25 protein-coding genes are annotated in these 22971 nt (G+C 66.7%); 8 read left to right on the forward strand and 17 right to left on the reverse strand.

What is annotated here, in order from left to right:
* Positions 1-95: 95 nt before the first annotated feature.
* From ACM0PK_RS12300 to ACM0PK_RS12310, 3 genes are all read right to left on the reverse strand, one after another.
* Positions 96-1004, reverse strand: coding sequence for a manganese catalase family protein (locus tag ACM0PK_RS12300; protein ID WP_414607256.1), 909 nt, complete (start codon positions 1002-1004; stop codon positions 96-98).
* Positions 1005-1043: 39 nt separating this feature from the next.
* On the reverse strand, positions 1044-1565 hold the full coding sequence (locus ACM0PK_RS12305) for a ferritin-like domain-containing protein (RefSeq protein WP_414607255.1): 522 nt from the start codon (positions 1563-1565) through the stop codon (positions 1044-1046).
* 158 nt (positions 1566-1723) lie between these two features.
* Complete coding sequence (locus ACM0PK_RS12310; protein WP_080376901.1) at positions 1724-2065, reverse strand: hypothetical protein; 342 nt, start codon at positions 2063-2065, stop codon at positions 1724-1726.
* 205 nt (positions 2066-2270) lie between these two features.
* Between ACM0PK_RS12310 and ACM0PK_RS12315 the strand changes: the two genes are divergently transcribed.
* Positions 2271-2663 (forward strand): response regulator, encoded by a 393-nt coding sequence (locus tag ACM0PK_RS12315; protein ID WP_072167057.1) that lies wholly within the window; start codon positions 2271-2273, stop codon positions 2661-2663.
* Between the two features lie 15 nt (positions 2664-2678).
* Here the strand turns inward: ACM0PK_RS12315 and ACM0PK_RS12320 are convergent, their stop codons facing one another.
* The 8 genes from ACM0PK_RS12320 to ACM0PK_RS12355 form a co-directional block, all read right to left on the reverse strand.
* Entirely contained in the window at positions 2679-3077 is a 399-nt protein-coding gene (locus tag ACM0PK_RS12320) for a BLUF domain-containing protein (RefSeq protein ID WP_414607254.1), read from the reverse strand.
* Positions 3078-3215: 138 nt separating this feature from the next.
* Complete coding sequence (locus tag ACM0PK_RS12325; protein WP_111201027.1) at positions 3216-3644, reverse strand: BLUF domain-containing protein; 429 nt, start codon at positions 3642-3644, stop codon at positions 3216-3218.
* A 178-nt stretch (positions 3645-3822) separates the two neighbouring features.
* Entirely contained in the window at positions 3823-4512 is a 690-nt protein-coding gene (locus tag ACM0PK_RS12330; protein WP_414607253.1) for a glycosyltransferase family 2 protein, read from the reverse strand.
* The gene (locus ACM0PK_RS12335; RefSeq protein WP_414607252.1) at positions 4509-5096 is read right to left on the reverse strand and encodes a class I SAM-dependent DNA methyltransferase; all 588 of its coding nucleotides are present in this window, start codon (positions 5094-5096) and stop codon (positions 4509-4511) included. Before ACM0PK_RS12335 ends, ACM0PK_RS12330 begins: the two co-directional genes overlap by 4 nt.
* Positions 5093-5851, reverse strand: a complete 759-nt coding sequence (locus tag ACM0PK_RS12340) for a PIG-L deacetylase family protein (protein ID WP_414607251.1) — start codon at positions 5849-5851, stop codon at positions 5093-5095. The genes ACM0PK_RS12335 and ACM0PK_RS12340 overlap by 4 nt, the downstream gene beginning before the upstream one ends.
* Positions 5839-6780 carry an acyl-CoA dehydrogenase family protein gene (locus ACM0PK_RS12345; protein WP_414607250.1) on the reverse strand — a complete coding sequence of 314 codons (942 nt, stop codon included), beginning with the start codon at positions 6778-6780 and terminating at the stop codon, positions 5839-5841. Before ACM0PK_RS12345 ends, ACM0PK_RS12340 begins: the two co-directional genes overlap by 13 nt.
* 109 nt (positions 6781-6889) lie before the next feature.
* On the reverse strand, positions 6890-7387 hold the full coding sequence (locus tag ACM0PK_RS12350) for a hypothetical protein (RefSeq protein WP_111201024.1): 498 nt from the start codon (positions 7385-7387) through the stop codon (positions 6890-6892).
* Positions 7388-7397: 10 nt separating this feature from the next.
* Positions 7398-8561, reverse strand: a complete 1164-nt coding sequence (locus tag ACM0PK_RS12355) for a zinc-dependent alcohol dehydrogenase (protein WP_111201023.1) — start codon at positions 8559-8561, stop codon at positions 7398-7400.
* Positions 8562-8709: 148 nt separating this feature from the next.
* Here ACM0PK_RS12355 and ACM0PK_RS12360 point away from each other — a divergent pair, with 148 nt between their 5' ends.
* From ACM0PK_RS12360 to ACM0PK_RS12370, 3 genes are all read left to right on the forward strand, one after another.
* Positions 8710-8898, forward strand: a complete 189-nt coding sequence (locus tag ACM0PK_RS12360) for a hypothetical protein (RefSeq protein ID WP_053496592.1) — start codon at positions 8710-8712, stop codon at positions 8896-8898.
* A gap of 99 nt (positions 8899-8997) precedes the next feature.
* Positions 8998-9636 (forward strand): DUF6766 family protein, encoded by a 639-nt coding sequence (locus ACM0PK_RS12365; protein ID WP_227836715.1) that lies wholly within the window; start codon positions 8998-9000, stop codon positions 9634-9636.
* A gap of 3 nt (positions 9637-9639) precedes the next feature.
* Positions 9640-10191, forward strand: coding sequence for a cysteine hydrolase family protein (locus ACM0PK_RS12370; protein WP_111007730.1), 552 nt, complete (start codon positions 9640-9642; stop codon positions 10189-10191).
* A 15-nt stretch (positions 10192-10206) separates the two neighbouring features.
* Here the strand turns inward: ACM0PK_RS12370 and ACM0PK_RS12375 are convergent, their stop codons facing one another.
* The 3 genes from ACM0PK_RS12375 to ACM0PK_RS12385 all read right to left on the reverse strand — a co-directional run bounded on the left by ACM0PK_RS12375 (position 10207) and on the right by ACM0PK_RS12385 (position 12752).
* Complete coding sequence (locus tag ACM0PK_RS12375) at positions 10207-10440, reverse strand: metallothionein (protein WP_111007731.1); 234 nt, start codon at positions 10438-10440, stop codon at positions 10207-10209.
* A 587-nt stretch (positions 10441-11027) separates the two neighbouring features.
* A complete protein-coding gene (locus ACM0PK_RS12380; RefSeq protein ID WP_414607249.1) occupies positions 11028-11714 on the reverse strand; it encodes a hypothetical protein in 687 nt (228 codons plus the stop codon).
* Positions 11715-11768: 54 nt separating this feature from the next.
* The gene (locus ACM0PK_RS12385) at positions 11769-12752 is read right to left on the reverse strand and encodes a LacI family DNA-binding transcriptional regulator (RefSeq protein ID WP_088497165.1); all 984 of its coding nucleotides are present in this window, start codon (positions 12750-12752) and stop codon (positions 11769-11771) included.
* Positions 12753-12909: 157 nt separating this feature from the next.
* Here ACM0PK_RS12385 and ptsP point away from each other — a divergent pair, with 157 nt between their 5' ends.
* From ptsP to ACM0PK_RS12405, 4 genes are all read left to right on the forward strand, one after another.
* The gene (gene ptsP / locus ACM0PK_RS12390; RefSeq protein ID WP_414607248.1) at positions 12910-15423 is read left to right on the forward strand and encodes a phosphoenolpyruvate--protein phosphotransferase; all 2514 of its coding nucleotides are present in this window, start codon (positions 12910-12912) and stop codon (positions 15421-15423) included.
* Positions 15420-16376 carry a 1-phosphofructokinase family hexose kinase gene (locus ACM0PK_RS12395; protein WP_065186396.1) on the forward strand — a complete coding sequence of 319 codons (957 nt, stop codon included), beginning with the start codon at positions 15420-15422 and terminating at the stop codon, positions 16374-16376. Before ptsP ends, ACM0PK_RS12395 begins: the two co-directional genes overlap by 4 nt.
* Before the next feature lie 86 nt (positions 16377-16462).
* Entirely contained in the window at positions 16463-18169 is a 1707-nt protein-coding gene (locus ACM0PK_RS12400) for a PTS fructose transporter subunit IIC (protein ID WP_414607247.1), read from the forward strand.
* 14 nt (positions 18170-18183) lie between these two features.
* Positions 18184-19437, forward strand: coding sequence for a carbohydrate porin (locus ACM0PK_RS12405; protein ID WP_111201016.1), 1254 nt, complete (start codon positions 18184-18186; stop codon positions 19435-19437).
* Between the two features lie 113 nt (positions 19438-19550).
* Here ACM0PK_RS12405 and ACM0PK_RS12410 read toward each other — a convergent pair whose 3' ends face one another.
* Genes ACM0PK_RS12410 through ACM0PK_RS12420 form a run of 3 tightly spaced genes read right to left on the reverse strand, consistent with a single transcriptional unit; the run spans position 19551 to position 22924 of the window.
* Positions 19551-20396: an aldose epimerase family protein gene (locus tag ACM0PK_RS12410; RefSeq protein WP_111201015.1), complete on the reverse strand. Its 846-nt coding sequence runs from the start codon at positions 20394-20396 to the stop codon at positions 19551-19553.
* Positions 20386-21423 (reverse strand): glycoside hydrolase family 43 protein, encoded by a 1038-nt coding sequence (locus tag ACM0PK_RS12415; protein WP_111201014.1) that lies wholly within the window; start codon positions 21421-21423, stop codon positions 20386-20388. The genes ACM0PK_RS12410 and ACM0PK_RS12415 overlap by 11 nt, the downstream gene beginning before the upstream one ends.
* Before the next feature lie 16 nt (positions 21424-21439).
* On the reverse strand, positions 21440-22924 hold the full coding sequence (locus ACM0PK_RS12420) for an MFS transporter (protein ID WP_065196305.1): 1485 nt from the start codon (positions 22922-22924) through the stop codon (positions 21440-21442).
* Between the last annotated feature and the right edge of the window lie 47 nt (positions 22925-22971).

Genomic DNA, 22971 nt, shown 5'->3' on the forward strand with positions numbered 1-22971 from the left:
GGGGGGGGGGCGGTCCGGCCCCCCCACTTTCGTGCGCCCTCGCGTCACTCACGGGCGTTTCAACTGGGGCGCCGCAGGCGCGCGCCCCAGGTTTTTCATGGCTCGCGTGGCGGCAGGTCCAGTGCGCCCGCGCCCGGGCCGGCCCCCAGCTCGGCCCCGGTGGTCGGCCGCGCTTCCGGGTCGGAGAGCGTGCGCAGGGTCATGGCCTGCACCGCGGCCTGTTCGCGTGGATCGAGGTCCACCGTGCCGCTGCCGTCGCCACCGTCCACCGCACCCTGTGCCTCGCGGTCGCTGACCCGCTCCCAGAGCTCGCCGCTGTTCCAACTGCCCTGCAGGTTGTCGGCGCCGTCGCCCTGCGACATGTCCATGTACAGATCGGTGAACGCGGGATCCCCCGGCAGCTTGCCCGGTGGGAAGTTGGGCTGGATGCTGTGCAGCGCCTTCTCGAACGACTTCATGTGCGCGATCTCGCGCGTCATCAGGAAGCGCAGCGCGTCCTTGATGCCCGGGTCGTCGGTGACGTTGATCAGGCGCTCATACACCAGCTTGGCGCGCGCTTCGGCCGCAATGTTCGAGCGCAGGTCGGCGCTGGGGTCACCAATCGAGTCGATGTAGGCGGCTGTCCACGGCACCCCGCTGGAATTGACCAACGCCGGGCCGCCGCCGTACAGGATCTGTTCGGTGTGGCTGCTGCTGTTCTGCCCCAGCAGCCGCATGTCCTCGGCCTCGGCAAGCCCTTCGGACTGGATTGCCTTGGGCCCGCGGTTGAGCATGGCGATGATGGTGCCGATGATCTCCAGGTGGCTGATCTCCTCGGTGGCGATGTCCATCAACAGGTCCTTGCGCCCGGGATCGCATTCGCCAAGTCCCTGGGTGAAGTAGCGCATCGCAGCGGCCAACTCGCCCTGCGGGCCGCCGAACTGCTCAAGCATGAGGCTGGCGAGCTGCGGATTGGATTCGCGGACGCGCACGGTGTACATGAGTTTCTTGTGATGAAAGAACATGAGGATTTCTCCAGTGGCTGGCGTGGGCTGGCTTCGCGGTCAACGCTTGGCCTGGGCGCCAGGCGTTTCGTCACGGTTGAGGAACGCACCGACCAGGCCGTCCTGGTGGTCCTCCAGCCAGCGCGCCATGGCAACCTCTTCCTGCAGGATCTGGCCACACACCGCCGCAATGTCGGGCGCGCCGGCGCGCTCGGCAGCGATCACCAGCGCCCGGTACGTGGCGATCTCGGTGTTCTCGAAGCCGAACGAAAGGCCCACGCTCTTGACCACCTCGTCTTCCATCAGCGTGTTGCCAGCGGCGTGGATGACGGCGGTCATGCTGGCGAACAATCCCTTTGCGGTGGGCACGCTTCCTCCCAGCGCCTCGATGCACTCCCGCAGGGAAGCGGCCTGCCCCTGTGTCTCCTGGACGTGCTGGCCTATCCGGGCAGCAAGCTGGGGGTAGTTCTCGATCCGCGAAGCCATGGCCTTCATCATGGTTTCCGCTTCCTGTTCCATGGCGTAGGCATCCTGCAGCCATTTCAGCAGGCGTTCGCGTCGGGTGTCGTTGTGGTCCGCCATCTCGATCTCCGGTCTGGGGCGACATGCCTCCGGAGAACATGGTGGAGCGCTGGCAGTCACCGCCTTGTCGGGCGGTGTGAACCGCTGGAGGTGGCCGCTGCACGCGGCCCTGATGCGGCGATAACATGCAGGGACTGCGGGTTGGCCCCGCTCCGCGGTCAGGGCATCGGGCTGGACAGTGCCGCGCCGCCGGCTCGACCTTGCAGGCTGCCACCCGACGCGCGCGGAGCGTCCGTCGCCACCAGTGCCTGTACCACACGGTGTTGCATACGATGAGCACCGCCCTCCACGCCCACGACATACACGAAGCGCCCATCGAACTTGGCGTGCGCGCCCTCAAGGAGATCGTCGGCCTGCAGGGCTCGCTTGAGCGACTTCATCCACGTGCGCTCAGGCATGCGGTCCAGTTCCACCACGATGGCAGTGCCACCGCAGTCCAGCGGCATGCACTCGACACGCAGCACGCGTGGAGAAGCAGAATCGGTTCCAGATAGCGGCATGAGAGAAGCTCCAATGCGGGGGACGGCGGCAGTATCCATGCCACGTGCCAAGGCGCCGTCAACGAGCTCCATGCGGCCCTGCACGCTGCCTCGACGGTGCTGGAGGCGCGCTTCACGGGCTTCGCGCCGGGCTGACAACCCGCACGCACCATATTGATGCTGCACAGCACAGACTGGCACTCCCGAAGCAATACAGGCTGCACACATGCAATCCGGAATGAGCCAGCGCAGATGCAACCTGCTGCTGGTGGAAGACCAGCTCGACCTGGCAGCACTGATGGAACATGCACTTGAGGACGCCGGCGACCAGGTGACGCACGCGTACAGCGTGTTCGACGCGCTGGGACTGCTGGACACCCAGCGATTCGACGGCGCCGTGCTGGATGTCGAGCTTCGCGACGGCGTGGTGTTCCCAGTCGCTGATCGCCTGGCGGAACTTGGCATTCCCTTTCTGTTCGTCTCTGCGGTCTATGACCAGCTGGTGCCACAGCGCCACCGCCGCGCCGCCTTCGTGGCCAAGCCGTTCCACGTCGACCAGCTGCAGGAGACTGTGCGGCGCGTGGTGGGCGACGCCTGCGCACCCTCTTCGGCACGCTGACCCCAACCGCAGCGGTCAACCCAGGTGCGGGGCCACCACCAGGCTCAGCTGGCGCAGCGCACCACCACGGGAGAGCCCGTCCCAGTTGCCACGCGCCACGCTGCGGATCTCGGAGGCCTCAACCCACAGCAACCGCATCGACCAATCAGGAAAGAAACGGCCTGAAACCCTGCCACGGCCCAGTTCGATCAGCTCGCGATGGCTGCGGGCACTGAGAATGCGGCTGTACACCACGTTGATGCTGTCTTCCGGTCCCTCGATGTACTGGAGGAAGCGGAGCCCATCGTAAAGAAGCACACCGGTAACGCCGGATTCGAAGTTGAAGCCGGCGGCGGCCCAGGCGAGGTCGTCCACATGGTCCATGGAAAGCCCCGGTATCGCCTCACTTGCGTAGGCGATCGCGCGGAGGGGCACATTCGTTCCTTCTGGCGCAGGAGGTTTCCTGCACGGCAATGATCGCTGCCCCGTTGTAGGCGGCGATGAGGGCCTTCAGGCGCTGAGGCACCGCCGCCTCTCCTCGGCTGCACACTACGCTAACACCCGTCCCGGACTTCAAGCGGCGTTCGCGTAGGGCTCAACGATTGCAAGCAGCTTCTGCATCGCTTCGTCTTCGTCCTGGCTGGTTACCGCCCGCTGGATGAAACGGCTCCAGTCCGCAAGGGCGATCATCTGCAGCTCGCCCGCGCTGACCGACAGGCAGCGCATTGGCCAGAACGGCAACCGCCGCTGCCCGACACGGCCACGCCCGAGTTCGGTCAGTTCGGTGTGGCTGCGGGCGCCGTTTACGCGGGAGAAGGCAACATCCAGCCCGTCGGCGGGGCCTTCCATGTATTGCAGGAAGCGCTGCCCGTCAAACAACAGGACCCCGGTCACGCCCGCTGATCGATTGAAGCGGGCCGCATCTTCCATCAGTGCAGCCAGGCGTTCCGGCGTGAACCCGGGGGCAGCCCGGCTGGCGTAGACAATCGCGCTGTTCGGCATCGGCTGCTCCTGCTCTCCCAGCCGATCAATGTAAGGTAGGCAGCGTTCACGCGCCGTAAACGCGTACAGGGCACGCGTCACACATCGGCCGATGTGCCCGGGTTTCATGGGATTCGGCCTGGATCGGAGACGCCTGACGGCGCGACCGCATGCTGCGGTGCGGCGAAATGGCCGGTGTTTACACAATGACCGGCCCGGTCAGCACGGCAGGGGCACCCGCCGCCCCAATCTCCGCCAGATAGGCTGAAAATCCCCCTGCGGCGCGCCCTTCCAGACGCGCACTGGTGAAGACGACGGGAGCACCGGCCCAGCGTACATCCGCGCCGCAGGCCTGCAGCGCCCTCACCATCTGAACGTCTTCCCCGCAGCGCAAGGCAGGAAAACCGCCGACCGCACGATAGAAATGGGCAGAGACACCCAGGTTGGCACCATGGATGCGCCCGTGACCTTCCCCCCACTGCTGCCGCCCCTGGAATACCCTGCGCAGGCGATGTTCGGACGGGCAGCGCGCCGCAATGTCCACCAGTCCGCAGAAGGCGTCACACGGCTGCTCCAGTTGTCCAACCAACCAATTGCCAGGGACCTCGCTATCGGCGTCGGTGCTGGCCAGCCACCTGGCGCCGCGACCCAACAGCTCGACGGCGGCCGCTGCGCGGGCAATCCCCACGCAGCGTGCATCCAGCCGCACAATGCCGACGCGCTGTTGGTGGCAGATGGACGCCGTCGCATCCGAGCAAGCGTCCAGTGCAACCACCACTTCGACCGGTTCGCCGCCCAGGCCCGGGTGCAGGGCCGCCCTTCGGATCGATTGCAGGCAGCGCGCCATGCTGGCTGCCTCGTTGTGCGCGGGGACCAGAACGCCTATCACCGCAGGCCCTCGTTGCGGGCCAGTGACAGCGTGCCGCGCGTCCAGCCCTGCAGCACGAAGTCCGCATCGCGATAGTGGAAGGCTTCGTGCAGGCCGTGGCCCAGGCACCGATGCGCGACTTCGGTCCGGCTCACCCGCCCGGGGAACGAGGGCAACCAATGGCACGCGACCAGCAATCCGTCGTCACGAAGTGCTTGATCGATTCCGGCACGCAGCTCGCGAAGGGCGCTCGTCCCCAGGTAGTAGCCCATCTCACCGCAGACGATCAGGTCGAAGCGCCCCGGCGGCCATTGCTCGGGGTGGCTGGCGCAGTGGACCTGCACGTGCGGCAGGTGGGCCAGGTTGCGGCGGGCCCGGAACGCTGCGCGCGGGCTGATGTCGGTGGCCAGCAGGCGCTCACAGCGGGCCGCCAGGGCCTCGGTCAGCACGCCGTTGGAGCATCCCAGCTCCCAGCCACGATTGAACTGGCGCTGGCTCAGGCTGGCCAGCAGCAACGCACGCTTGCGTTCTTCATACCACCGGCTGCGGTAGCCAAAAGGGTCTTCCTGCTCATGCAGTTCATCGAAGTACGGTTGCGCGCTCATGCCAGAAATACCTCGTAATCGCGGAAAAATCGGGCCAGTACATGGGAAGGCAGCACCGGCGGGCTGTTCAGGCCCGGCACGTTGCCCGTCTGCGTCCGGAACCGGGCGATCGCACTTCGTTTCACCGACGCCACTGCGGAAATGTCGACAAGCTGCGGGAACTCCCACGCCATATGCGCGCAGGCCGGATCCAGCCAGTGCCAGCCCCATACCGGGTACTCCAGGCGACGGCAACCCACTGCGCGCGCGGCGCGGCAGGCTGCACGCCCTGCCGCTTCGTGATCGGGATGCCCATCGAAGCGCCAGGGCGCCAGTACCAGATCGCCCGGCTGCAGGTGCTGCTGCAGCCAGTCCTGCAAGCCCTGTTCGTGCTTGCTGACCGCGCCATCGCCGATGCCGAGATGAAACGTCGCGTCGGCCGCAATCCCAAGTTCCGCCAGCGCCGCTGCAAGCTCTGCCCGACGCGCCGACCGCAGGCGGTCCGGTGTCCACCACGGCTCACCCGGATAACACGCTTCACCATCGGTCACGGCAATGACGCCAACCTCCATGCCCTGTGCCGCGGCATGATGGAGCAGCCCACCACAGCCAAGAATCTCGTCGTCGGGATGCGGCGCAACGACCACAAGGCGGTCGTGGCCGGCGCACAGTGAACGGGCGGGCGTGGACGGTTGCTGCCAGAGCCAATCGCAGCGCAGCCAGGCCTGTTCCTGAGTTCCCTGTCCTTGCAGGGGTGTGCTGGCTACAGCGCCCATGCGGTCTCCTCGGCTGCCCGCTGCTCACCCAGCCACTGCCAATCGCGATCGGCATGGCACTGCCTGAGGAACACCGTCAGGTCCGCCCAGCGGCGGGCGTGACCGTCTTCCAGGCACATCGGCGCCGGACCGAGCGCCCGGCCTGCAAGGTCCAGGACGCGCGTCGCCGCCCGTTCGACCACGCAGCGCAGCCGCACTACGTCTTCCCGATGCGCCGATTGAGGCGCGTCGTCGATGCGTGCGGCCACTTCGCGAAGCAGCGCCGCAGCCGGCCCCAGCACAAGGTCCGCTGCACCCAGCAGCCGTGCGCGGTTGCCGTCGCTGCAGGCCGGCCGCATGCGTTCAGCCAGTGCCACCGCTGCGCCAAACCAGACCGCCGCGATACCGGCTCCGCCATGCCAGAAGCCCGGCCGTTGCAGGTAGGCGTCGCGCGGTCCCAGAATCGTCATCGGTGCGCCGTCGAAGCGCACCGTCGTGGACGGAATGCCGGCCATGCCAGCCGCCGGCCAGGGCTCACCCGAAAGCGTGCACCAACGCTCCGCCGGCACATGGCACAGCCACACGCCGTGTGTGTTCCGCACGGTTACCAGTGCCGCATCCACCCACGCGCTGCCTGAACACCAGGGCTTGTCACCATATAGTCCACCGCCGGCGTCGATGCGCAGGGTGTTGGCTGGGCCTTCTGCGGCCCACACCGCCAGCAGCTGCCCTTCAGCAACCCTAGGCGCGTTCAGCTCGGCAATGATCGACTGGGCGTCGTAATGCGCTTCCAGTACCTTGGCCAAGCAGAGGTCCTCTGCCCCCCACGCCGCCAGCGCCCGCCAACGCTGCAGCGTGTGGCCACTTCCGGGCGAAGGCAGTGCGGGCTGCTGGGCGAGAACCTGGCGCGCGCGGTTGAACAGCGAAGAAGGCGACGTCACATCCTGCATGGCCGGTCTGCAATGAAGATAGGTCATGAACGTAGGCGCCCTGCGGTCACATCACTGTCTTGGCGATGTGGCGGCCACATGAATACCTGGCGCAGTGTTCCTCACGCGGTCACCGCTGGCGCTGTTCGCTTGCACGCACGCACTGGCGCAGTTCCCATAGCCACGGCAACACCACCAGGCCAAGCGCCGGCAGCAATACAAACCCCCACAGCGCCGGTGCTGCCGGTGCCACATTGACTGCCCAACGAGGCTCGGCCTGCCACGCCACTCCGCCCAGCAGCACCCAGGGAGCGGCGTCGAGCACACTGTGCACGTGCTGCTCGGCCGGGCTGATGCGTCGCCGCCCGTCCGCGCTGACGGTGTCGAGGTAGCCGGCGATTGCATGCGCGATGACCAGGACTGCCAGCAGCGTGACGAGCAACCACGTGCTTTCCAGCACGAGCCACGCCAGCACGCCGCTGCCGATGAGCAGCAGCTGCAGCCCATGCAGCAGGCTCTCGCGCATCGCGGACGTGTGCGGCAGATCGGTACGCCGGTGAAAGTGGAAGTCCAGCGCACCGGCGGCCAGCCAGACTGCGTAGACACCGGCCATGACAATCCAACTCATGACGGCCTGCTCAGGGGGTCAATACGATCTTGCGGCAGTCGTCGTCCTTGGCGTCGAACATCGCATAACCTTGCGCCGCGTCGGCCAGGCGCATCCGGTGCGAGATGATGTCCCCCGGATCCAGCTTTCCTTCCAGGATTGCGTCCAGCAGCTCCGGCATCAGTCCCTGCACGTGAGTCTGCCCCATCTTGAATGTCAGGCCCTTGTCGAACGCATCGCCCAGCAGGAACCCGTGGATGAAACCGGCATAGACACCGGGAATGCTGACCACGCCGCCGCGGCGGGCGGCTGCGATGCACTGACGGATGGCCACGCCGCTGCTGCCTTCCAGTTTCACGGCGGTCAGCGCTGACTCCAGGGCACTGCCCTCGGCCTCGAAACCGACGGCCTCGATGCAGGCATCCACGCCGCGTCCACTGGTCTGGGTCAGGATGTAATCGGCCGGGTCCTCGATCTCCTTGAAGTCGATCGGCGTCACACCATATGCACGGCGCGCGTAGTCCAGGCGGTAGCGAAGATGGTCGACCATGAAGATGGTCTCCGCTCCCAGCAGCCGGCAGCAGGCCGCGCTCATCAGCCCAACCGGACCGGCACCGAAGATCGCCACTGTCGAGCCCGGCTTGACCCCTGCGTTCAGCGCGGCCTGATAGCCGGTCGGCAGAATGTCCGACAGGAACAGAACCTGTTCGTCGGCCACGCCTTCCGGAATGCGCAGTGGGCCCACATTCGCCTTGGGCACGCGCACGAATTCGGCCTGTCCGCCTGCCACGCCGCCATACAGATGGCTGTACCCGAACAACGCCGCCGGAGGCAGAAGGCCCTTCTGGTTCAGCGCAGCGCCCTTGCCCGTGTTGGTGGTTTCGCAGGCGGCATACTCGGCCAGCCGGCAGTGGAAGCACTCGCCACAGGCGATCACGAAGGGGATCACCACGCGATCACCCGGCCTCACCTGCGTTACGCCGCTGCCGACCTCCTCCACCACGCCCATGAATTCGTGGCCCAGCACATCGCCGTCGTGCAGATCGGGAATCTTGCCCCGATACAGGTGCAGGTCCGAACCACAGATGGCGGTGGCGGTAACCCTCAGGATCAGATCGTCCTCAGCCGCCAGCACCGGGTCCGGCACGGTCTCGACGCGCACATCCTTGCGGCCGTGATAGGTCAATGCCTGCATCGTGCTTCTCCAGAAGATCGGAACGACAGCATCGCAGGGACGTCCTCCCGCCCCGGTGACATCCAGGTGTGCACAGCGTTCATTCCGCGGCGTCGTAGCGTTAACCCCGACCGGGTCACGCTGCGAACACCCGCCACAGGAGCCCACCATGAACGACAAGCTGCCTTTCAATCCAACAACAGACGTGGACGATCAATCGAAGGCGCACACCCCGGACAAGCGGCGCAATGATCGAGCGAAGTGGAAGGCGCACGACATGCCGGACGACGGCGATGGCCCCAAGGCCGTACCTGAGGACTACGAACGTCCCGACCCCGATCCGACGGGCAAGCGTTGAGGCCGCCTCACATCCTGGATGCGCCGGATTCACGCGTCATGGTGCGCTGCCGGCGCAAGCTGCATGCACGGTTTCTGGTCAGGCTGAAAGAGGTGTTGCATGTGGAAACGCAACGGTCTCTCGCTGGTACTGCTCGCACTCACTGTCGTCTTCATTGTCGGGCAGGCAGTTGCGGGACATGACGTGCACAATCAGGAGTTGACACAGCACGGGCGCGCGGCGATCGACCTCTGGCACTACCTGGCGACCGGGCATTTCGTGAGCGCTACATTCGAGAACTGGGAGAGCGAGTTCCTGCAGATGGGAATGTACGTTCTTCTGACCGTCACCCTGCGCCAGCGTGGCTCGGCCGAATCCCGGCCCCTGGACCCGGCGCAGGAGCAGAACCGCGTCGAGCCGGGCCCTGCGCCGTGGCCGGTTCGTCGCGGCGGCGCATGGAAGGTGCTTTACGGTCACTCGCTTGCGATTGCCTTCGGGCTGTTGTTCCTGCTCAGTTTTGCATTGCATGCATTGGGTAGCTGGCGCGCCGAGCAGGTCGAGCAGCAGCTGCAGGGGTTGCCGGTGCCGGGTTTCCTGGAGCATCTGGGCAGCAGCACGTTCTGGTTCGAATCGATGCAGAACTGGCAGAGTGAGTTTCTTGCGGTGCTGTCCCTGGTTGTACTTACGATCTTCCTGCGGCAGAAGGACTCACCGCAATCCAAGCCGGTCGAAGCTCCGCACGCGCAGACAGGGGATTGAACCATGGGAAATGCTCCGTCAACCGCCTTGCTGATCATCGATATGTTCAGTCGCTTCGACTTCCCAGGCGCGCAGGCGCTGGCGCCAGCAGCGGAGCGGGCGGCCGCACAGATCCGACGCTTGAGAAACCACTTTGATGGCCACGGATGGCCGGTCATCTACGCCAATGACAATTTCTCGGACTGGAAGCGTGACTTCCGCCAACAGGTAGCACAGTGCCAGCGGGATGGAGGACCGGCCGGGCGGATTGCCGACCTCCTCTCTCCCCTGCCCGGTCACTACTTCGTGCTCAAGCCCAAGCATTCGGCGTTCCTGGCCAGCCCGTTGCCGATTCTGCTGGCCAAGCTTGGCGTGCGCAGCCTTTGGCTCAGCGGGATGACGGCCGATTCATGTGTCCTGGCTACCGCGCTGGACGCCAACGCCAGGGAATTCGACGTAGTGGTGGCACGGGAGGCCGTGGCGGGGACGCCGGCCCGGAAACAGCGTGCGATGGCGCTGCTCGCCGATTCGGGTGCAGCCCGGGTCGCACGGCTCGCCTCGCTGGTCCCGGCATGACCGGCCGGAGCGGGCTCAGGCCCGGTCTGCGATTCCCTTTACACCGGCGTGACCGGCGCAATGTGCGCAGCAGAAGATCTGACCGTTTCCTTCAACGCCATGCCCGATGATCGCGCAGTCGCAATGTGCGCAGCGCGGTGCGAACGCGTGGATGGCGCACTCGAACGAATCGAAGGTGCCGCTGCGTCCACCCTGCTGGAGGGTGAAGCTCTTGTCGTAGTCATTGCCGCAGACATCACAGGTAGCCATGGGGCACCTCATGCGGAGAAAGGAGCATGCAGTGTCGCGGGCGCGGGTGTCGGCGGTCGTGAATGCATCGTGTCGCCAGCGTGCAGAACACCGATGTGTTCATTACGCAGGCTGCAGCCCGCGTTGCCAACGCCCAGCCCACGCGTCTCAGCGTGCCTTGCCGGGCTCGGCACTGCCACCAGGCGATGTGCCGCGACCACAGGGAAACGCCGCGCGCAGCCCTTCGACAACCAGGGGAGACGCATCCTGTTGCAATCGCACGCGGGGCAGCTGCCGGAGATGGGAAGACACCTGCTGGCATCGGCGACACCCAGGATATAGCTGCTGGCCCGGGCGCTGGACAGCCCCCGGCAGTGTTCGCCATCGCAGAACCCGTCAGCGCCTTTGCCCTGCAGCAGCGTGATGAGCTCCGCACCACTGACAAACCAGGTGCGTTCCGGTTGCGTTGTGCCTGCCACGGCGGGTCCCACCAGGGCGCCTAGGCACAGTGTCAGGAGCCAACGCATGCGGCGGTGCGCGCGGCGGGCTTGATGTCCTTTCATATCGGGGTCCTGGCTGTCGTTTTTCTGGATTCCACGCGGCGCCGGTCAGAGTTGATCAAGCTGGTTGCGTGGTTGAAACGCCGGGTCGTCCTCAGCTTCCAGCATGGCATCCACCAAGGCGTCGAAGGGCGCGGCAGCGGTATCCAGGTCCGTGGAAGAAAGGAATCCGGATTCCCCCTGGCCGGCCAGGGCAATCGCGGCAACGGTCTCGCGCTCACCTTCCTCTGCCCAGAGATAGTCGTGGACCAGTGCCACCCCGTGGTCGCCCGCCTTCAGGAAATCGGCCGCGCCCCGTGCCACAGCCAGAAACGCGATGAGATCGTAGAGGCTTTCCGAATACGTCAGCGATCCCGCAACAAAGTGCGTACCAGTGCGGTCATAGGCGGCAACCTGGATATTCTCGGCCTGCGCGGATGCAAGGAAGGCCTTCAATGCGGCGCGATTGTCGGGGTAGCGGGCCAGCAGGGCCTGGCAGTCTATGAGCAGTTCATCCAACGCCTCGTCGCTTGAAGACGCCAGGCATTCACCGTTGCGCAAGCGCCACGGCCCGGCGATGCATCGCCAGTCGGACCATCGGGATGGCGAAGGCAGGGGCGCCGCCAGCCATCTGGAGAGATCTTCGTGGCGCAACTGCAGGCGCAACAGCGCTGAATAAGGCTCTGACAAGGCGATGACCCATCCGGTCTGCGTGTCCAGATGGCTTTTAGCAGACAACGCGCGACCCGCCAACACCCCAGTGCCAGCCTCATGGACTGCGACTGCTACTGCCGCAGACGCGGCGCCGGACTATCGCGCAGCCGTTGACCCTCTCACCACGCATCTTCCCGTCATCACCAGTCTGCGTACCGGCAGCTCCGGCATGCGCAGGCGCTCCAGCAGCAGCGACATCGCGGCCCGCCCCATCTCTTCAACCGGCTGCTCGACCACGGTAACCCCGGGTTCGACCAGTTCGGTCCATCGCTCATTGTCGAAGCCTGCCAGCGCCAGCTCTCCTGGAATCGCAAGCCCAGCGCTGCGGGCCGCTTTCAATGCGCCCATGAGCAGCAGGCTGTTGCTGGCGACCAGCGCATCGGGACGCGAAGGACTGGTCAACCACTGCTCGACCGTTGCGATGGCGGCCTCGGCCGTGGGCTCTACCTCGCGGTAGTCCGGTTCCAGCCCGTGCCTGCGCATTGCAGCGATATAGCCGTCGCGGCGTTCGGCCGCCGTGGTACTGGTGCTGCCGAACAGGCCACCGATGCGGCAATAGCCGCGCTCGGCCAGGTGTTCGACCAGGCCCGCCATCGCCGCTGCGTTGTCGAGGACCACGCTGTCGATCGAGCCACCGGGTGCGGCACGATCGACCAGTACCGTCGGGTAATCCAGCGTGAGCCGGTCCAGCCGCCCCACCGTGGTCCGGGTGGGCGCAAAAATCAGCCCACTGATGCGTTCCTCATGCATCAACTGCAGATACAGCGCCTCGCGCTCGGGGTCCTCATCGGTGTTGCAGAGGGTGACGCGAAGGCCTTCCCGGTACGCGACTTCCTCCACGGCGCGGATCAGCGCGGTAAAGAACGGGTTGCGGATATCGGCCACGATCAGGCCGATGATGCCGGTATGCCGGGCGCGCAGGCGTCTTGCCTGCAGGTTGGGGTGATATCCGGTCTGGCGGATCGCCGCCTCCACCCGGCCGCGCACGGCCTCGCTGACCGGGCCGCCGCCGAGCACCCGCGACACCGTGGACTTGGATACCCCCGCCACGCGTGCGACGTCATTGATGCTGATGCTCACTGGTAACGTTCCCGGAATCGAGCGCTTTTCTGGGCCGGACGGCCCTCCAGCACCATGTTAACGCCAAAGGACTATTGGATTTTTGTGCGCTGCACATTGAAATGGCGAGTGGGAACGTTCCCAATACATCTCAGCCACCCCTTCCGCGGAGCCCCCTTTGTCGCCCCAGACCTTCCCTTCCCCGGCCAGCCGGGAACTGATCCGCCTGGACGCGCGGGCGCAGGACAAAACCGATGCCATTGCCCAGGTCGCGCAGATGCTGGTCGCGGCCGGCTGCGTGGCGCCGGGGTACGAAGCCAGCATGGGGCGGCGCGAAACGCTGGCGAACACCTTCCTTGGACACGGCGTAGCAATCCCGCACGGGCTTGGCGAGGACCGCCATCTGGTGCACCGCGATGGCATCGCCGTGCTGCAGTTGCCGCAAGGCGTGGAATGGAACCCGGGACAGATCACCCGTCTGGTGGTCGGCATCGCTGCCCAGTCGGATACCCACATCACGGTGCTGCGCCGCTTGACCCGGCTGATCCAGGACGAGTCCACGCTGCAGCGGCTGTTCACCACCACCGAGGCGGGCGAGATCGTGAACGCGCTGGCCGGCGATGTTGCGATTGCCGCCACCCACGCGCCAGCGGTGGATCTGGCCGAGCGCTTCGAATGGACCATCGCTTACCCCAACGGACTGCACGCCCGTCCTGCCACGCGCTGGGCCGAGACGGCGCGCGGCTTCGCAGCCCGCGCGCAGGTCCGCGCAGGCGATCAGGCGGCCGATGCCAAGAGTCCGGTAGCGCTGCTTCAGCTCGGGCTGCGTGAGGGCGATGCCGTGCGTGTTTCTGCCGAGGGCGCCGATGCCCCCGCGCTGCTGGCTGCGCTGCGCAAGGTCATGAATGGATTGGTCGCACAGGAAAGGGCTGATGCCGAGCGTGCAGCCCAGCGCAAGGCAGCAGCCCCTGTCGCCGGGTGGAAACCGCCCGAAGCGCAGGCGACGATCATTGGCATCGGCGCCAGCCCCGGATTGGCGATCGGCCCGGTGCATGTGCTGGCCAGCACGCAGACGGAAGTCACTGACCGTCCTACCCCGCTTGGCGAGGGCGGCGCACGCCTGCAGGATGCACTCGGCCGCACCCGCCAGCAGCTGGCCGCCCTGCAGGACGACACCCAGCGCCGCCTTGGCGCTTCGGATGCGGCGATCTTCAAGGCGCAGGCCGCGCTGCTCGACGACACCGACCTGATCACCCGCACCTGCCAGCTGATGGTCGAAGGCCATGGTGTGGCGTGGTCATGGCACCAGGCCATCGAGCAGATCGCCTCCGGGCTGGCGGCGCTGGGCAATCCGGTGCTGGCCGGGCGCGCGGCGGACCTGCGTGATGTCGGCCGACGCGTGCTGGCGCAGCTTGACCCTTCTGCTGAAGGTGGTGGCCTGGCGGATCTGCCGTCGCAACCATGCATCCTGATCGCCACAGATCTGTCGCCTTCGGATACCGCCAATCTCGACACCGGTCGCGTGCTCGGCCTGGCCACCGCGCAGGGCGGGCCGACCTCGCACACCGCCATCCTCTCGCGCACGCTGGGCCTGCCGGCGCTGGTGGCCGGCGGCGCCGGGCTGTTGGCGATCCAGCCAGGCCGCGAAGCGATCATGGACGGCAGCAGCGGACGGCTCTACCTGTCCCCCTCCGAAGCCGATCTCGCCTCGGCACGCGAATGGATCGCCGAACAGCAGCAGATCCGCGAGCGCGAAGCCGCGCAACGCGCGCAACCCGCCCAGACCCCCGACGGCCACCGTATCGACATCGGCGCCAACGTCAACCTGCCCGACCAGGTGCCACTGGCACTGGAACAGGGTGCGGAAGGCGTCGGCCTGATGCGCACCGAGTTCCTGTTCCTCGAACGTGGCAGTACGCCCAGCGAGGCGGAGCAGTACACCACCTATCTGGCGATGGCCAAGGCACTCGACGGCCGCCCGCTGATCGTGCGCGCGCTCGACATCGGCGGCGACAAGCAGGTGGCGCACCTGGAACTGCCGCGCGAGGAGAACCCGTTCCTCGGCGTGCGCGGCGCGCGCCTGCTGCTGCGCCGCCCTGACCTGCTGGAGCCGCAACTGCGTGCGCTGTATCGCGCCGCCAAGGACGGTGCACGCCTGTCCATCATGTTCCCGATGATCACGTCGGTGACCGAGCTGGTCGCACTGCGCGCCATCTGTGAGCGCCTGCGTGCCGAGCTGGAGGCGCCGGTGGTGCCGATCGGCATCATGATCGAAGTGCCGGCTGCCGCCGCTCAGAGCGACGTACTGGCGCGCCATGCCGACTTCTTCTCGATCGGCACCAATGATCTGACCCAGTACGTGCTGGCGATCGACCGCCAGAACCCGGAACTCGCCGCCGAGGCCGACAGCCTGCAACCGGCGGTGCTGCGCGCGGTCCGCGCCACGGTTGAAGGCGCACGGCTGCATGGGCGCTGGGTCGGCGTCTGTGGCGGCCTGGCCGGCGACCCCTTCGGCGCCATGTTGCTGGCTGGCCTGGGCGTGGACGAACTGTCGATGACTCCGAACGACATCCCGGCGGTGAAGGCGCGCCTGCGTGGCACCGCGATGACCGAACTGCAAGCGCTGGCCAGCACCGCACTGGGGTGCGAAACCGCCGAGCAGGTGCGCGGCCTCGATGGAGCGCGCGCATGACTGCCCGCGCCGTCACCGTGACCCTGAACCCGGCCATCGACCAGACCGTGCGCCTGGCCCGCCTGCAGCCAGGCCGCGTGCATCGGGCCGGCAGCTCCCGCGACGACGCAGGCGGCAAGGGCATCAACGTGGCGGCCTGCCTGGCCGACTGGGGCGTGCCGATCACCGCGCTGGGTGTGCTGGGCGACGGCAACGACGGCGTGTTCCGCACGCTGTTCCGTGAGCGGGGCATCATTGACGGCTGCCTGCGCGTTCCGGGCCATACCCGCACCAACATCAAGCTGGTCGAAGAGGCCAACGGCGAAACGACGGACATCAACCTGCCGGGCCTGGCCGTGGACGCTGCCGATCTGGACGCGGTGTCGCGCCAGCTCGGCGCCCTGCTCGCGCCCGGCCTGCCGGTCGTGCTGTCCGGCAGCCTGCCGCACGGACTACCGGCCGATGCATGGGCGCGGTTGCAGGCGCAGGCCGGAACGGCCGGTGCGCGCGTGCTGCTGGACACCAGCGGCGATGCGCTTGCAGCTGCGCTGGACGGCGCGCGGGGCGCGCTGCCCTACGCCATCAAGCCCAACCGCCACGAACTGGAGGCTTGGACCGGCACGTCGCTGCCGGATCGCAGCGCACTGCGCGCTGCAGGCCAGGCCTTGGTCGAACGCGGTGTCGCACTCGTTGCCATCTCCATGGGGACCGACGGCGCGCTGTTCATTGATCGCGCCGGTGCCCTGGTCGCGCGACCGCCGCGTCTGGCCCAGGGCAGCACGGTGGGCGCCGGTGATGCCATGGTCGCCGGCATCGCCGCCGCGCTGTTGGAGCGCTCCCTCGACCTGGCCGCCTGTGCACGACTGGCCACGGCGTTCTCGATGAGCCGGCTGGATAGCGGAGACGCGCGGCGGCTCGATCCGGCGCAGGTGCGCGCCGGGGCCGGCGATGTACTGATCGAGCGGTTGGATTGAAACACCTTCCGGAGGAGCAGCGGTTGGCTTCGGGCCACCCGCGATGCCTCCGGCAAGGACGAACCCGAAGCATTCCAGGAGTTCCCATGCACGCTTCCACCGTAGTCATCGCCGCTGGCGAACGCAGCATCGAGGCGGTACTTGCCGCCGAGGCCCTGCGTCGCGCGGCCCGCCAGCGCGGGCTTGAGCTGATGATCGAAATCCGCAGCGACCAGGGCGTGACCGGCGCGCTGCCCGCCTCGGACGCCGCCTCCGCGACCCAGCTGCTGCTGGTGGGCGATAGCGAGGCAGACATCGCACGCTTCGGCAATGCCCGGATCGTGCATGCCAGCCTGGGCGAGGTATTGGACGATCCGGTCGCCGCGCTTGCACCGCTCGCAGCTGCGCCGGCCAGTGCCCCCGCCACCGGGGCTGGCAAGCGCATCGTTGCCGTCACCTCCTGCCCCACCGGCATCGCTCACACCTTCATGGCAGCAGAAGGCCTGCAACAGGCTGCCAAAGCGCTGGGCCATGCGATCCGGGTTGAAACACAGGGCTCGGTCGGCGCGCAGGATGCGTTGAGCGATGCGGAAATCGCCGCTGCCGATGTGGTGCTGATCGCCGCCGACCGCGAAGTCGATCTTTCGCGTTTCGCAGGCAAGCGCCTGTTCAAGAGTGGTACCAAGCCGGCGATCAATGACGGCCAGAACCTGATCCGCAAGGCGCTGGCCGAGGCCGGCCTGCACGCGGGGACAGCGGCTTCGGGCCGTACCGCAGAAAGGAACAAGAGCACCGGTCCTTACAAGCACCTGATGACCGGCGTGTCGTTCATGCTGCCGTTCGTGACAGCCGGCGGCCTGTTGATCGCCCTGGCGTTCGCACTCGGCGGCATCTATGCCTTCGACGACGCACACAAGGGGACGCTGGCCTGGTCGCTGTTCCAGATCGGCGCCAAGTCCGGTTTCATGCTGATGGTGCCGGCGCTGGCCGGCTACATCGCCTACTCCATCGCCGACCGCCCCGGCATCGCGCCCGGCATGATCGGCGGGCTGGTTGCGGTCAACATGGACGCAGGCTTCATCGGCGGCATCCTGGCGGGCTTCATCGCCGGCTATGGCGTGCACTGGATCAACCGTGCGCTGCGCCTGCCGCGCAGCCTGGAAGGCCTCAAGCCGGTGCTGATCCTGCCGGTACTGGGCACGCTGCTGGTCGGCCTGCTGATGATGTACGTGATCGGCACGCCGGTGGCCGCACTGCTGGCCTGGCTGACCGACTGGCTGCGCGGCATGGAGGGCAGCAGCGCGATCCTGCTCGGTTTGCTGCTGGGCGGCATGATGGCCGTTGACATGGGTGGACCGGTAAACAAGGCGTCCTACGCCTTCTCCACCGCCCTGATTTCCAGCCAGGTCTACACGCCGATGGCGGCGACCATGATCGGCGGCATGACGCCACCGCTGGGCATCGCGCTGGCGACGTGGTTGTTCAGCAACCGCTTCACTGCCGAGGAGCGCGGCACTGCCGGTGCCGCCGGCGTGCTCGGCCTGAGCTTCGTGACCGAGGGGGCTATTCCCTACGCGGCACGCGATCCGCTGCGCACCATTCCTGCGCTGATCCTCGGCTCGGCCGTGGCCGGTGCGATCTCGATGGCCGCAGGCGTCGAGTTGAAGGTGCCGCACGGCGGTGTGTTCGTGCTGCCGATCCCGAACGCGGTCACCCATCTTGGTGTCTACCTGCTGGCGCTGTTGGCCGGCGTGGCGGTCACCGCGATTGCACTGCGCATCCTCAAGAAGCCGGTCACAGCCCCCACCCTGTAAAAGGAACCCCGCCCATGACCTGCCCTTCCTGCCGCCTGGTGCCGGTAGCGATCCTGCTGACCCTGCCCTCACTGGCCGTAGCTGCCAACGCGAGTGATGTCTTCACTCCCAAACTGGCTTACACCGGCGAGGCGGCCGCTACGCTCGATGGTGGCAAGCGCAGCGGCACCGCTTACGCCGGCCAGCTGATGTTCGGCGCCGATGTTGACCTCGACGCTGCGTTCGGCTGGCGGGGGGCCACGATCAAGGCCTATGGCATCAATCGCCACGGCACCAACCTCGCCAACAGCAGCACCGGCAACAGCACCTCGGTGCAGGAAATCTACGGCGGCCAGGGGACCCGCCTGGCCAACCTGACCCTGGAACAGAAGCTGTTCAACGACCGGCTGGTGCTGGAGGCCGGTCGCAGCGTCGCCAACATCCACCACCTCGGGTCGGAGCTGTGCCAGTACTTCCAGGGCAACTCGGCGTGCGGCAACCCGACCTACGTTTTCCGCACCAGCAACTTCACCTGGTGGCCGGTGTCGAGCTGGATGGCCAACGCCACGGCCTGGGTGACGCCCGATGTCTATGTCCGCATCGGTGCCTACCAGGTCGATCCCAGCCAGGCCGAGGATGGCCAGCATGGCCTGAAGTGGAATACGAACCAGGCCACCGGCTGGATCGTGCCCTACACGATCGGCTGGCGCAGCCCGGCTTCGGCACGACTGAAAGCCCGCTACGAACTCGGTGGCTGGCAGGACAACTCGACCTATCGCGATCCGCTGCGCGATGCCAACGGCATTCCCGCGCTGCTCAGTGGCCAGGAGTACACGGCACGCCACGGTCGCTCCGGTGCGTTCGCGCGCTTCGAGCAGCAGCTTACCGGCGATGGCAATGGCCGCGGCCTGACCCTTTTCGGCGCCGCGCTCAAGGGTACCTCCGGGCAGCTGATCGAGGATCACTTCCTGCAGGCCGGGCTTGTGCAGAAGGGCACGTTCGCCCGCCGGCCGCAGGACAGCATCGGCTTCGTCGTCACCCGGCAGAAGTACAGCGGCATCGCGCTGGAGAACCTCCGCCTGGCCCGCGCGGCCGCCGGCGGCAGCGGCACCCCGCACGGAAGCCAGGTGATGATGGAGCTGAGCTATGGCATCCAGCTCACCCCGCAGCTCAGGATTGCACCGAACCTGCACTACATCGTGCATCCGGACCCGTTCAACGAACCTGCGCGGCAGCGGGACCTGCCGAATGCACTGATCGCGGGCATGCGGGTTGACTGGAACCTGTAGCAGATGGCACGTGTCGGTCAGGCGCAGCCCGTGTCAGGCACCAGGGTCCACAACCGGTCCAGGCGGCGTACCGATACTCCGGAACCAGGGCGATTGCGGGCCCTGGCCGGGCTTCAGCTGCTGTCCGCCACCCACGCCAGTTCGAACGTCAACGCGAGGCGCTGGCCAGGCTCCAGCCGGTGCGGTGCCAGCGTGAAGCCGTCCGGCGGGCCACTCTGCGGTTCGACACAGGTGGCGTGCGGCGCAGCGTCGTAGACCACCCAGTGGTCGTGGTCCGACCTCAGCCGCAGGCGTTGGCCTTCGCGTACCAGCGTGATGTCACCGTCGGCAACGAAGCAGTCATCCCAAGGGCCGGTGGTGGGCTCCACGTGGGGCAGCGTGGCAATACCTTCCCTGTCCCGCGGATACATCGCGCGAGGATTGAACAGCAACCGGTCCGGCTTCCTGAACCAGGGGTGCCAGCCCAGCACCGCCGGCATCGCCTGCTCGCCGGCCTGGACCGAAAGGCGCAGCTGCAGGGTGTGCCCCTGCAACCGCAGTTCCAGCATGGCAATGCCACCGAAGGGCCAGTAGCTGTCGCGCGGCAGCTGCAGCGACACCTCGGCTGCGGCCGCATCCAGCCGGTCGATCTGCCAGGGTCGCGAGAAGCCGACCCCATGGATGGCATGCCCGTCGAAGTTGAGCGGCAGCCGATGCGGCATGCCGTCAAAACGGAACTGTCCACGGCGGATGCGCCCGGCCCACGGCACCATCGGGTAGCAGCCCCAGGCGATCGCCGCCGCCCCGGTCTCCTGCGCGTCCACCAGCCATTCCACGCCCCGGTAACGTAGGTGCGCGATGCGCCCGCCCGCCGCTGCGGCGAGCGCAACCTCCAGTTCGCCGCATCTCAGCCAGTGCAGCTGACCGGCCGGCAGCGGGGCCAGCGCATCATCCCTCGGCAACATGCGCTCAGGCCCCATAGGGATTGATCGTGCGGATGCTTCCGTCCGGCTCCATGTGCAGCGGCGTGCACTTGGCTGAGCGCAGGTGGGTAATGCCGCCGGACATCAGCGCATCGTGATAGAACAGGTACCACTGGCCCTGGAACTGGCAGATGGAGTGGTGGGTGGTCCAACCGACCACGGGGGTGAGGATCACGCCAGCATAGGTGAACGGCCCGTACGGGCTGTCACCCACGGCGTAGCACAGCTGGTGGGTGTTGCCAGTGGAGTACGACAGGTAGTAGCGACCCTGGTACCTGTGCAGCCACGGGCCTTCGAAGAAGCGGCGCGCATGGTCGTCCGCACGCAGCGGCTGGCCATGCTCATCCAGGATCTGCACTTCGCGGGTGGGTTCGGCCAGCTCGGTCATTCCAGCATCCAGGCGGCCCACGCGCGGGCCCAGGGCCGGCGCGCTGCCCTCGGGTTCCTCGTGCGCTTCGCTGTACTGGTTGTCACGATACTTCTGCAGCTGCCCGCCCCAGATGCCACCGAAGTACAGGTAGTGGCTGCCATCGTCGTCTTCGAACACGGCCGGGTCGATCGAGTACGCGCCCTTGATCGGCTCCGGCTGAGGCACGAACGGGCCCTCCGGTCGCGCACCGATTGCCACGCCGATGCGGAACCGGCCCCCGGCGTCCTTGGCCGGGAAGTACAGGTAGTAGCGGCCATCGCGACAGGCGGCATCGGGAGCCCACATCTGTTTCCGCGCCCACGGCACGTCGCGCACGTGCAACGCCATGCCGCAATCGACGGCAGTGCCGTTGGGCGTATCCATCTTCAGCACATGGTAATCCTGCATGCCGAAGTGGCCGCCTTCATCGTCGAAGGGCTGGCCACCGTCGATGTCGTGCGACGGATAGATGTACAGGCGTCCCTCGAACACGTGTGCCGAAGGGTCGGCGGTGTAGATGTGGGTCACCAGCGGTTGCGAAATGGCGTGTGCGCTGAGCTGCGCAAGACGGGCTTCGCTGGCCTGGCCGTCTTCACCGGCAGAGAGGTCGATCATGGTTGTCATCTTGGCGTTACGCGGAGGCGTCGGCGGAACGGCGACGCAGGTGGAGATCCTGCTCGATGCGCGTTTCCGCGCGCTTGTCGATCCGGTAGAAGAACAGCAGCGCCACGGCGAGCAGGAACGGAAGGGAGCAATAGACGCTTACGGTCAGGCGGATGCCCTGCACCACGGCCTCAGGCTGCTGCACCAGGCCTGCCTGGTAGCCGTAGTGGGCAAGGATCGCGGCGACCAGTGCGCCACCCACGCTGAGGCCGATCTTCAGGCCGCACAGCATCGCCGAGAAGATGATCGCAGTGGCCCGGCGATGGTTCTTCCACTCGGAGTAGTCCGCGACGTCGGCGATCATCGCCCACAGCAGCGGGATGGTGATGCCATAGCAGAAGCCATGCAGCATGAAGGCTGCGAACGCCACCGCCACCGCCGTGGGTGGGAACAGGTAGAAGGCCAGCAGGAACAGGGTCGAAACAAACAAGGCGCCACCGAAGACATCGCGCTTGCCGAAGCGATCCGCCAGCCGCCGTGATGCACCAATACCCACGATCATGCAGAGGATGCCGCACGCGTTGAACAGGCTGAACGCCGAGGTGGCCGCGTCCTTCGGCCAGGTGAACGCCGCGAAACCGGCGCTGGCGAGGGCGCCATTCAATGCACTGATCAGGCCGTTGAAGCCTGAGTTTTCCAGGAAGCTGGCCAGCGCCGCTTCGCTCATGTAGTACTGGAAGTAATAGATGTAGGTGCCGCCTTTCAACGCCAGGTTGATGAACACCAGCACGGTCAGCGCCAGCATCACCTGCCACGGGCGGTTGTGCAGCAGGTCCGACAGGTCCTGCACTATGCCGCCGGTCTGCTCGCGCGTCGGCACGATGCGTTCGCGGGTGGTGGCGAAGGTGATCAGGAAGAACACTGTTCCGATCAGTGCGAAGGCGGTCATGACCTGTTCGAAGCCGCGCACCCGGTCGCCGTCACCCAGAATCAGCACCAGCGGCATCAGCAGCACCTGGATGATGAACTGCGCGATCATCACGGCCACGAAGCGGTACGCCGAAAGGCTGTTGCGCTGGGCCATGCTGCCGGTCAGCACGCCGCTCAGCGCCGAGTACGGCAGGTTGTTCGCGGCGTAAACGCAGACCAGCAGCGCGTAGGTGCCCAGTGCATAGATCACCTTTCCGCGCTCGCCCAGGTCCGGGGTGCTGAACGCCAGCAGGGACAGTACGCCAAAGGGGATGGCCGTCCACAGGATCCACGGGCGGAAGCGGCCCCAACGGGTGGACGTTCGGTCAGCCGCAATGCCGATCAACGGCGTGAACACGAACGCTCCCAGCAGGCCCACCACAAAGATGATCGTGGCCGCGGTCGCCGCTGGCAGGCGGTAGACGTCGGTGTAGAAGAATGCCAGGTAGGTGATCAGGGTCTGGAAGATCAGGTTGGCAGCGAGATCGCCCAGGCTGTAGCCGAGCTTCTCGCGTACCGATAGCGCGTGTTCAGTGCTTGCCATGCAGCGGACGTCCTGGAAAAGGAATCTGGTCGAAGGGGAACCGATGC

The sequence above is a fragment of the Stenotrophomonas sp. FR010 genome (genome assembly GCF_047520755.2).
GTDB lineage: Bacteria > Pseudomonadota > Gammaproteobacteria > Xanthomonadales > Xanthomonadaceae > Stenotrophomonas > Stenotrophomonas sepilia.

Coding starts and splice junctions, on each gene's coding strand:
- ACM0PK_RS12365 (WP_227836715.1), top strand. CDS start 8,998: ATGTGGAAACGCAACGGTCTCTCGCTGGTACTGCTCGCACTCACTGTC.
- ACM0PK_RS12340 (WP_414607251.1), bottom strand. CDS start 5,851: ATGGGCGCTGTAGCCAGCACACCCCTGCAAGGACAGGGAACTCAGGAA.
- ACM0PK_RS12345 (WP_414607250.1), bottom strand. CDS start 6,780: ATGCAGGATGTGACGTCGCCTTCTTCGCTGTTCAACCGCGCGCGCCAG.
- ACM0PK_RS12400 (WP_414607247.1), top strand. CDS start 16,463: ATGCACGCTTCCACCGTAGTCATCGCCGCTGGCGAACGCAGCATCGAG.
- ACM0PK_RS12310 (WP_080376901.1), bottom strand. CDS start 2,065: ATGCCGCTATCTGGAACCGATTCTGCTTCTCCACGCGTGCTGCGTGTC.
- ACM0PK_RS12405 (WP_111201016.1), top strand. CDS start 18,184: ATGACCTGCCCTTCCTGCCGCCTGGTGCCGGTAGCGATCCTGCTGACC.
- ACM0PK_RS12350 (WP_111201024.1), bottom strand. CDS start 7,387: ATGAGTTGGATTGTCATGGCCGGTGTCTACGCAGTCTGGCTGGCCGCC.
- ACM0PK_RS12360 (WP_053496592.1), top strand. CDS start 8,710: ATGAACGACAAGCTGCCTTTCAATCCAACAACAGACGTGGACGATCAA.
- ACM0PK_RS12375 (WP_111007731.1), bottom strand. CDS start 10,440: ATGGCTACCTGTGATGTCTGCGGCAATGACTACGACAAGAGCTTCACC.
- ACM0PK_RS12335 (WP_414607252.1), bottom strand. CDS start 5,096: ATGAGCGCGCAACCGTACTTCGATGAACTGCATGAGCAGGAAGACCCT.
- ACM0PK_RS12415 (WP_111201014.1), bottom strand. CDS start 21,423: ATGATCGACCTCTCTGCCGGTGAAGACGGCCAGGCCAGCGAAGCCCGT.
- ACM0PK_RS12410 (WP_111201015.1), bottom strand. CDS start 20,396: ATGGGGCCTGAGCGCATGTTGCCGAGGGATGATGCGCTGGCCCCGCTG.
- ACM0PK_RS12355 (WP_111201023.1), bottom strand. CDS start 8,561: ATGCAGGCATTGACCTATCACGGCCGCAAGGATGTGCGCGTCGAGACC.
- ACM0PK_RS12370 (WP_111007730.1), top strand. CDS start 9,640: ATGGGAAATGCTCCGTCAACCGCCTTGCTGATCATCGATATGTTCAGT.
- ACM0PK_RS12300 (WP_414607256.1), bottom strand. CDS start 1,004: ATGTTCTTTCATCACAAGAAACTCATGTACACCGTGCGCGTCCGCGAA.
- ACM0PK_RS12315 (WP_072167057.1), top strand. CDS start 2,271: ATGCAATCCGGAATGAGCCAGCGCAGATGCAACCTGCTGCTGGTGGAA.
- ACM0PK_RS12305 (WP_414607255.1), bottom strand. CDS start 1,565: ATGGCGGACCACAACGACACCCGACGCGAACGCCTGCTGAAATGGCTG.
- ACM0PK_RS12395 (WP_065186396.1), top strand. CDS start 15,420: ATGACTGCCCGCGCCGTCACCGTGACCCTGAACCCGGCCATCGACCAG.
- ACM0PK_RS12420 (WP_065196305.1), bottom strand. CDS start 22,924: ATGGCAAGCACTGAACACGCGCTATCGGTACGCGAGAAGCTCGGCTAC.
- ACM0PK_RS12325 (WP_111201027.1), bottom strand. CDS start 3,644: ATGCCGAACAGCGCGATTGTCTACGCCAGCCGGGCTGCCCCCGGGTTC.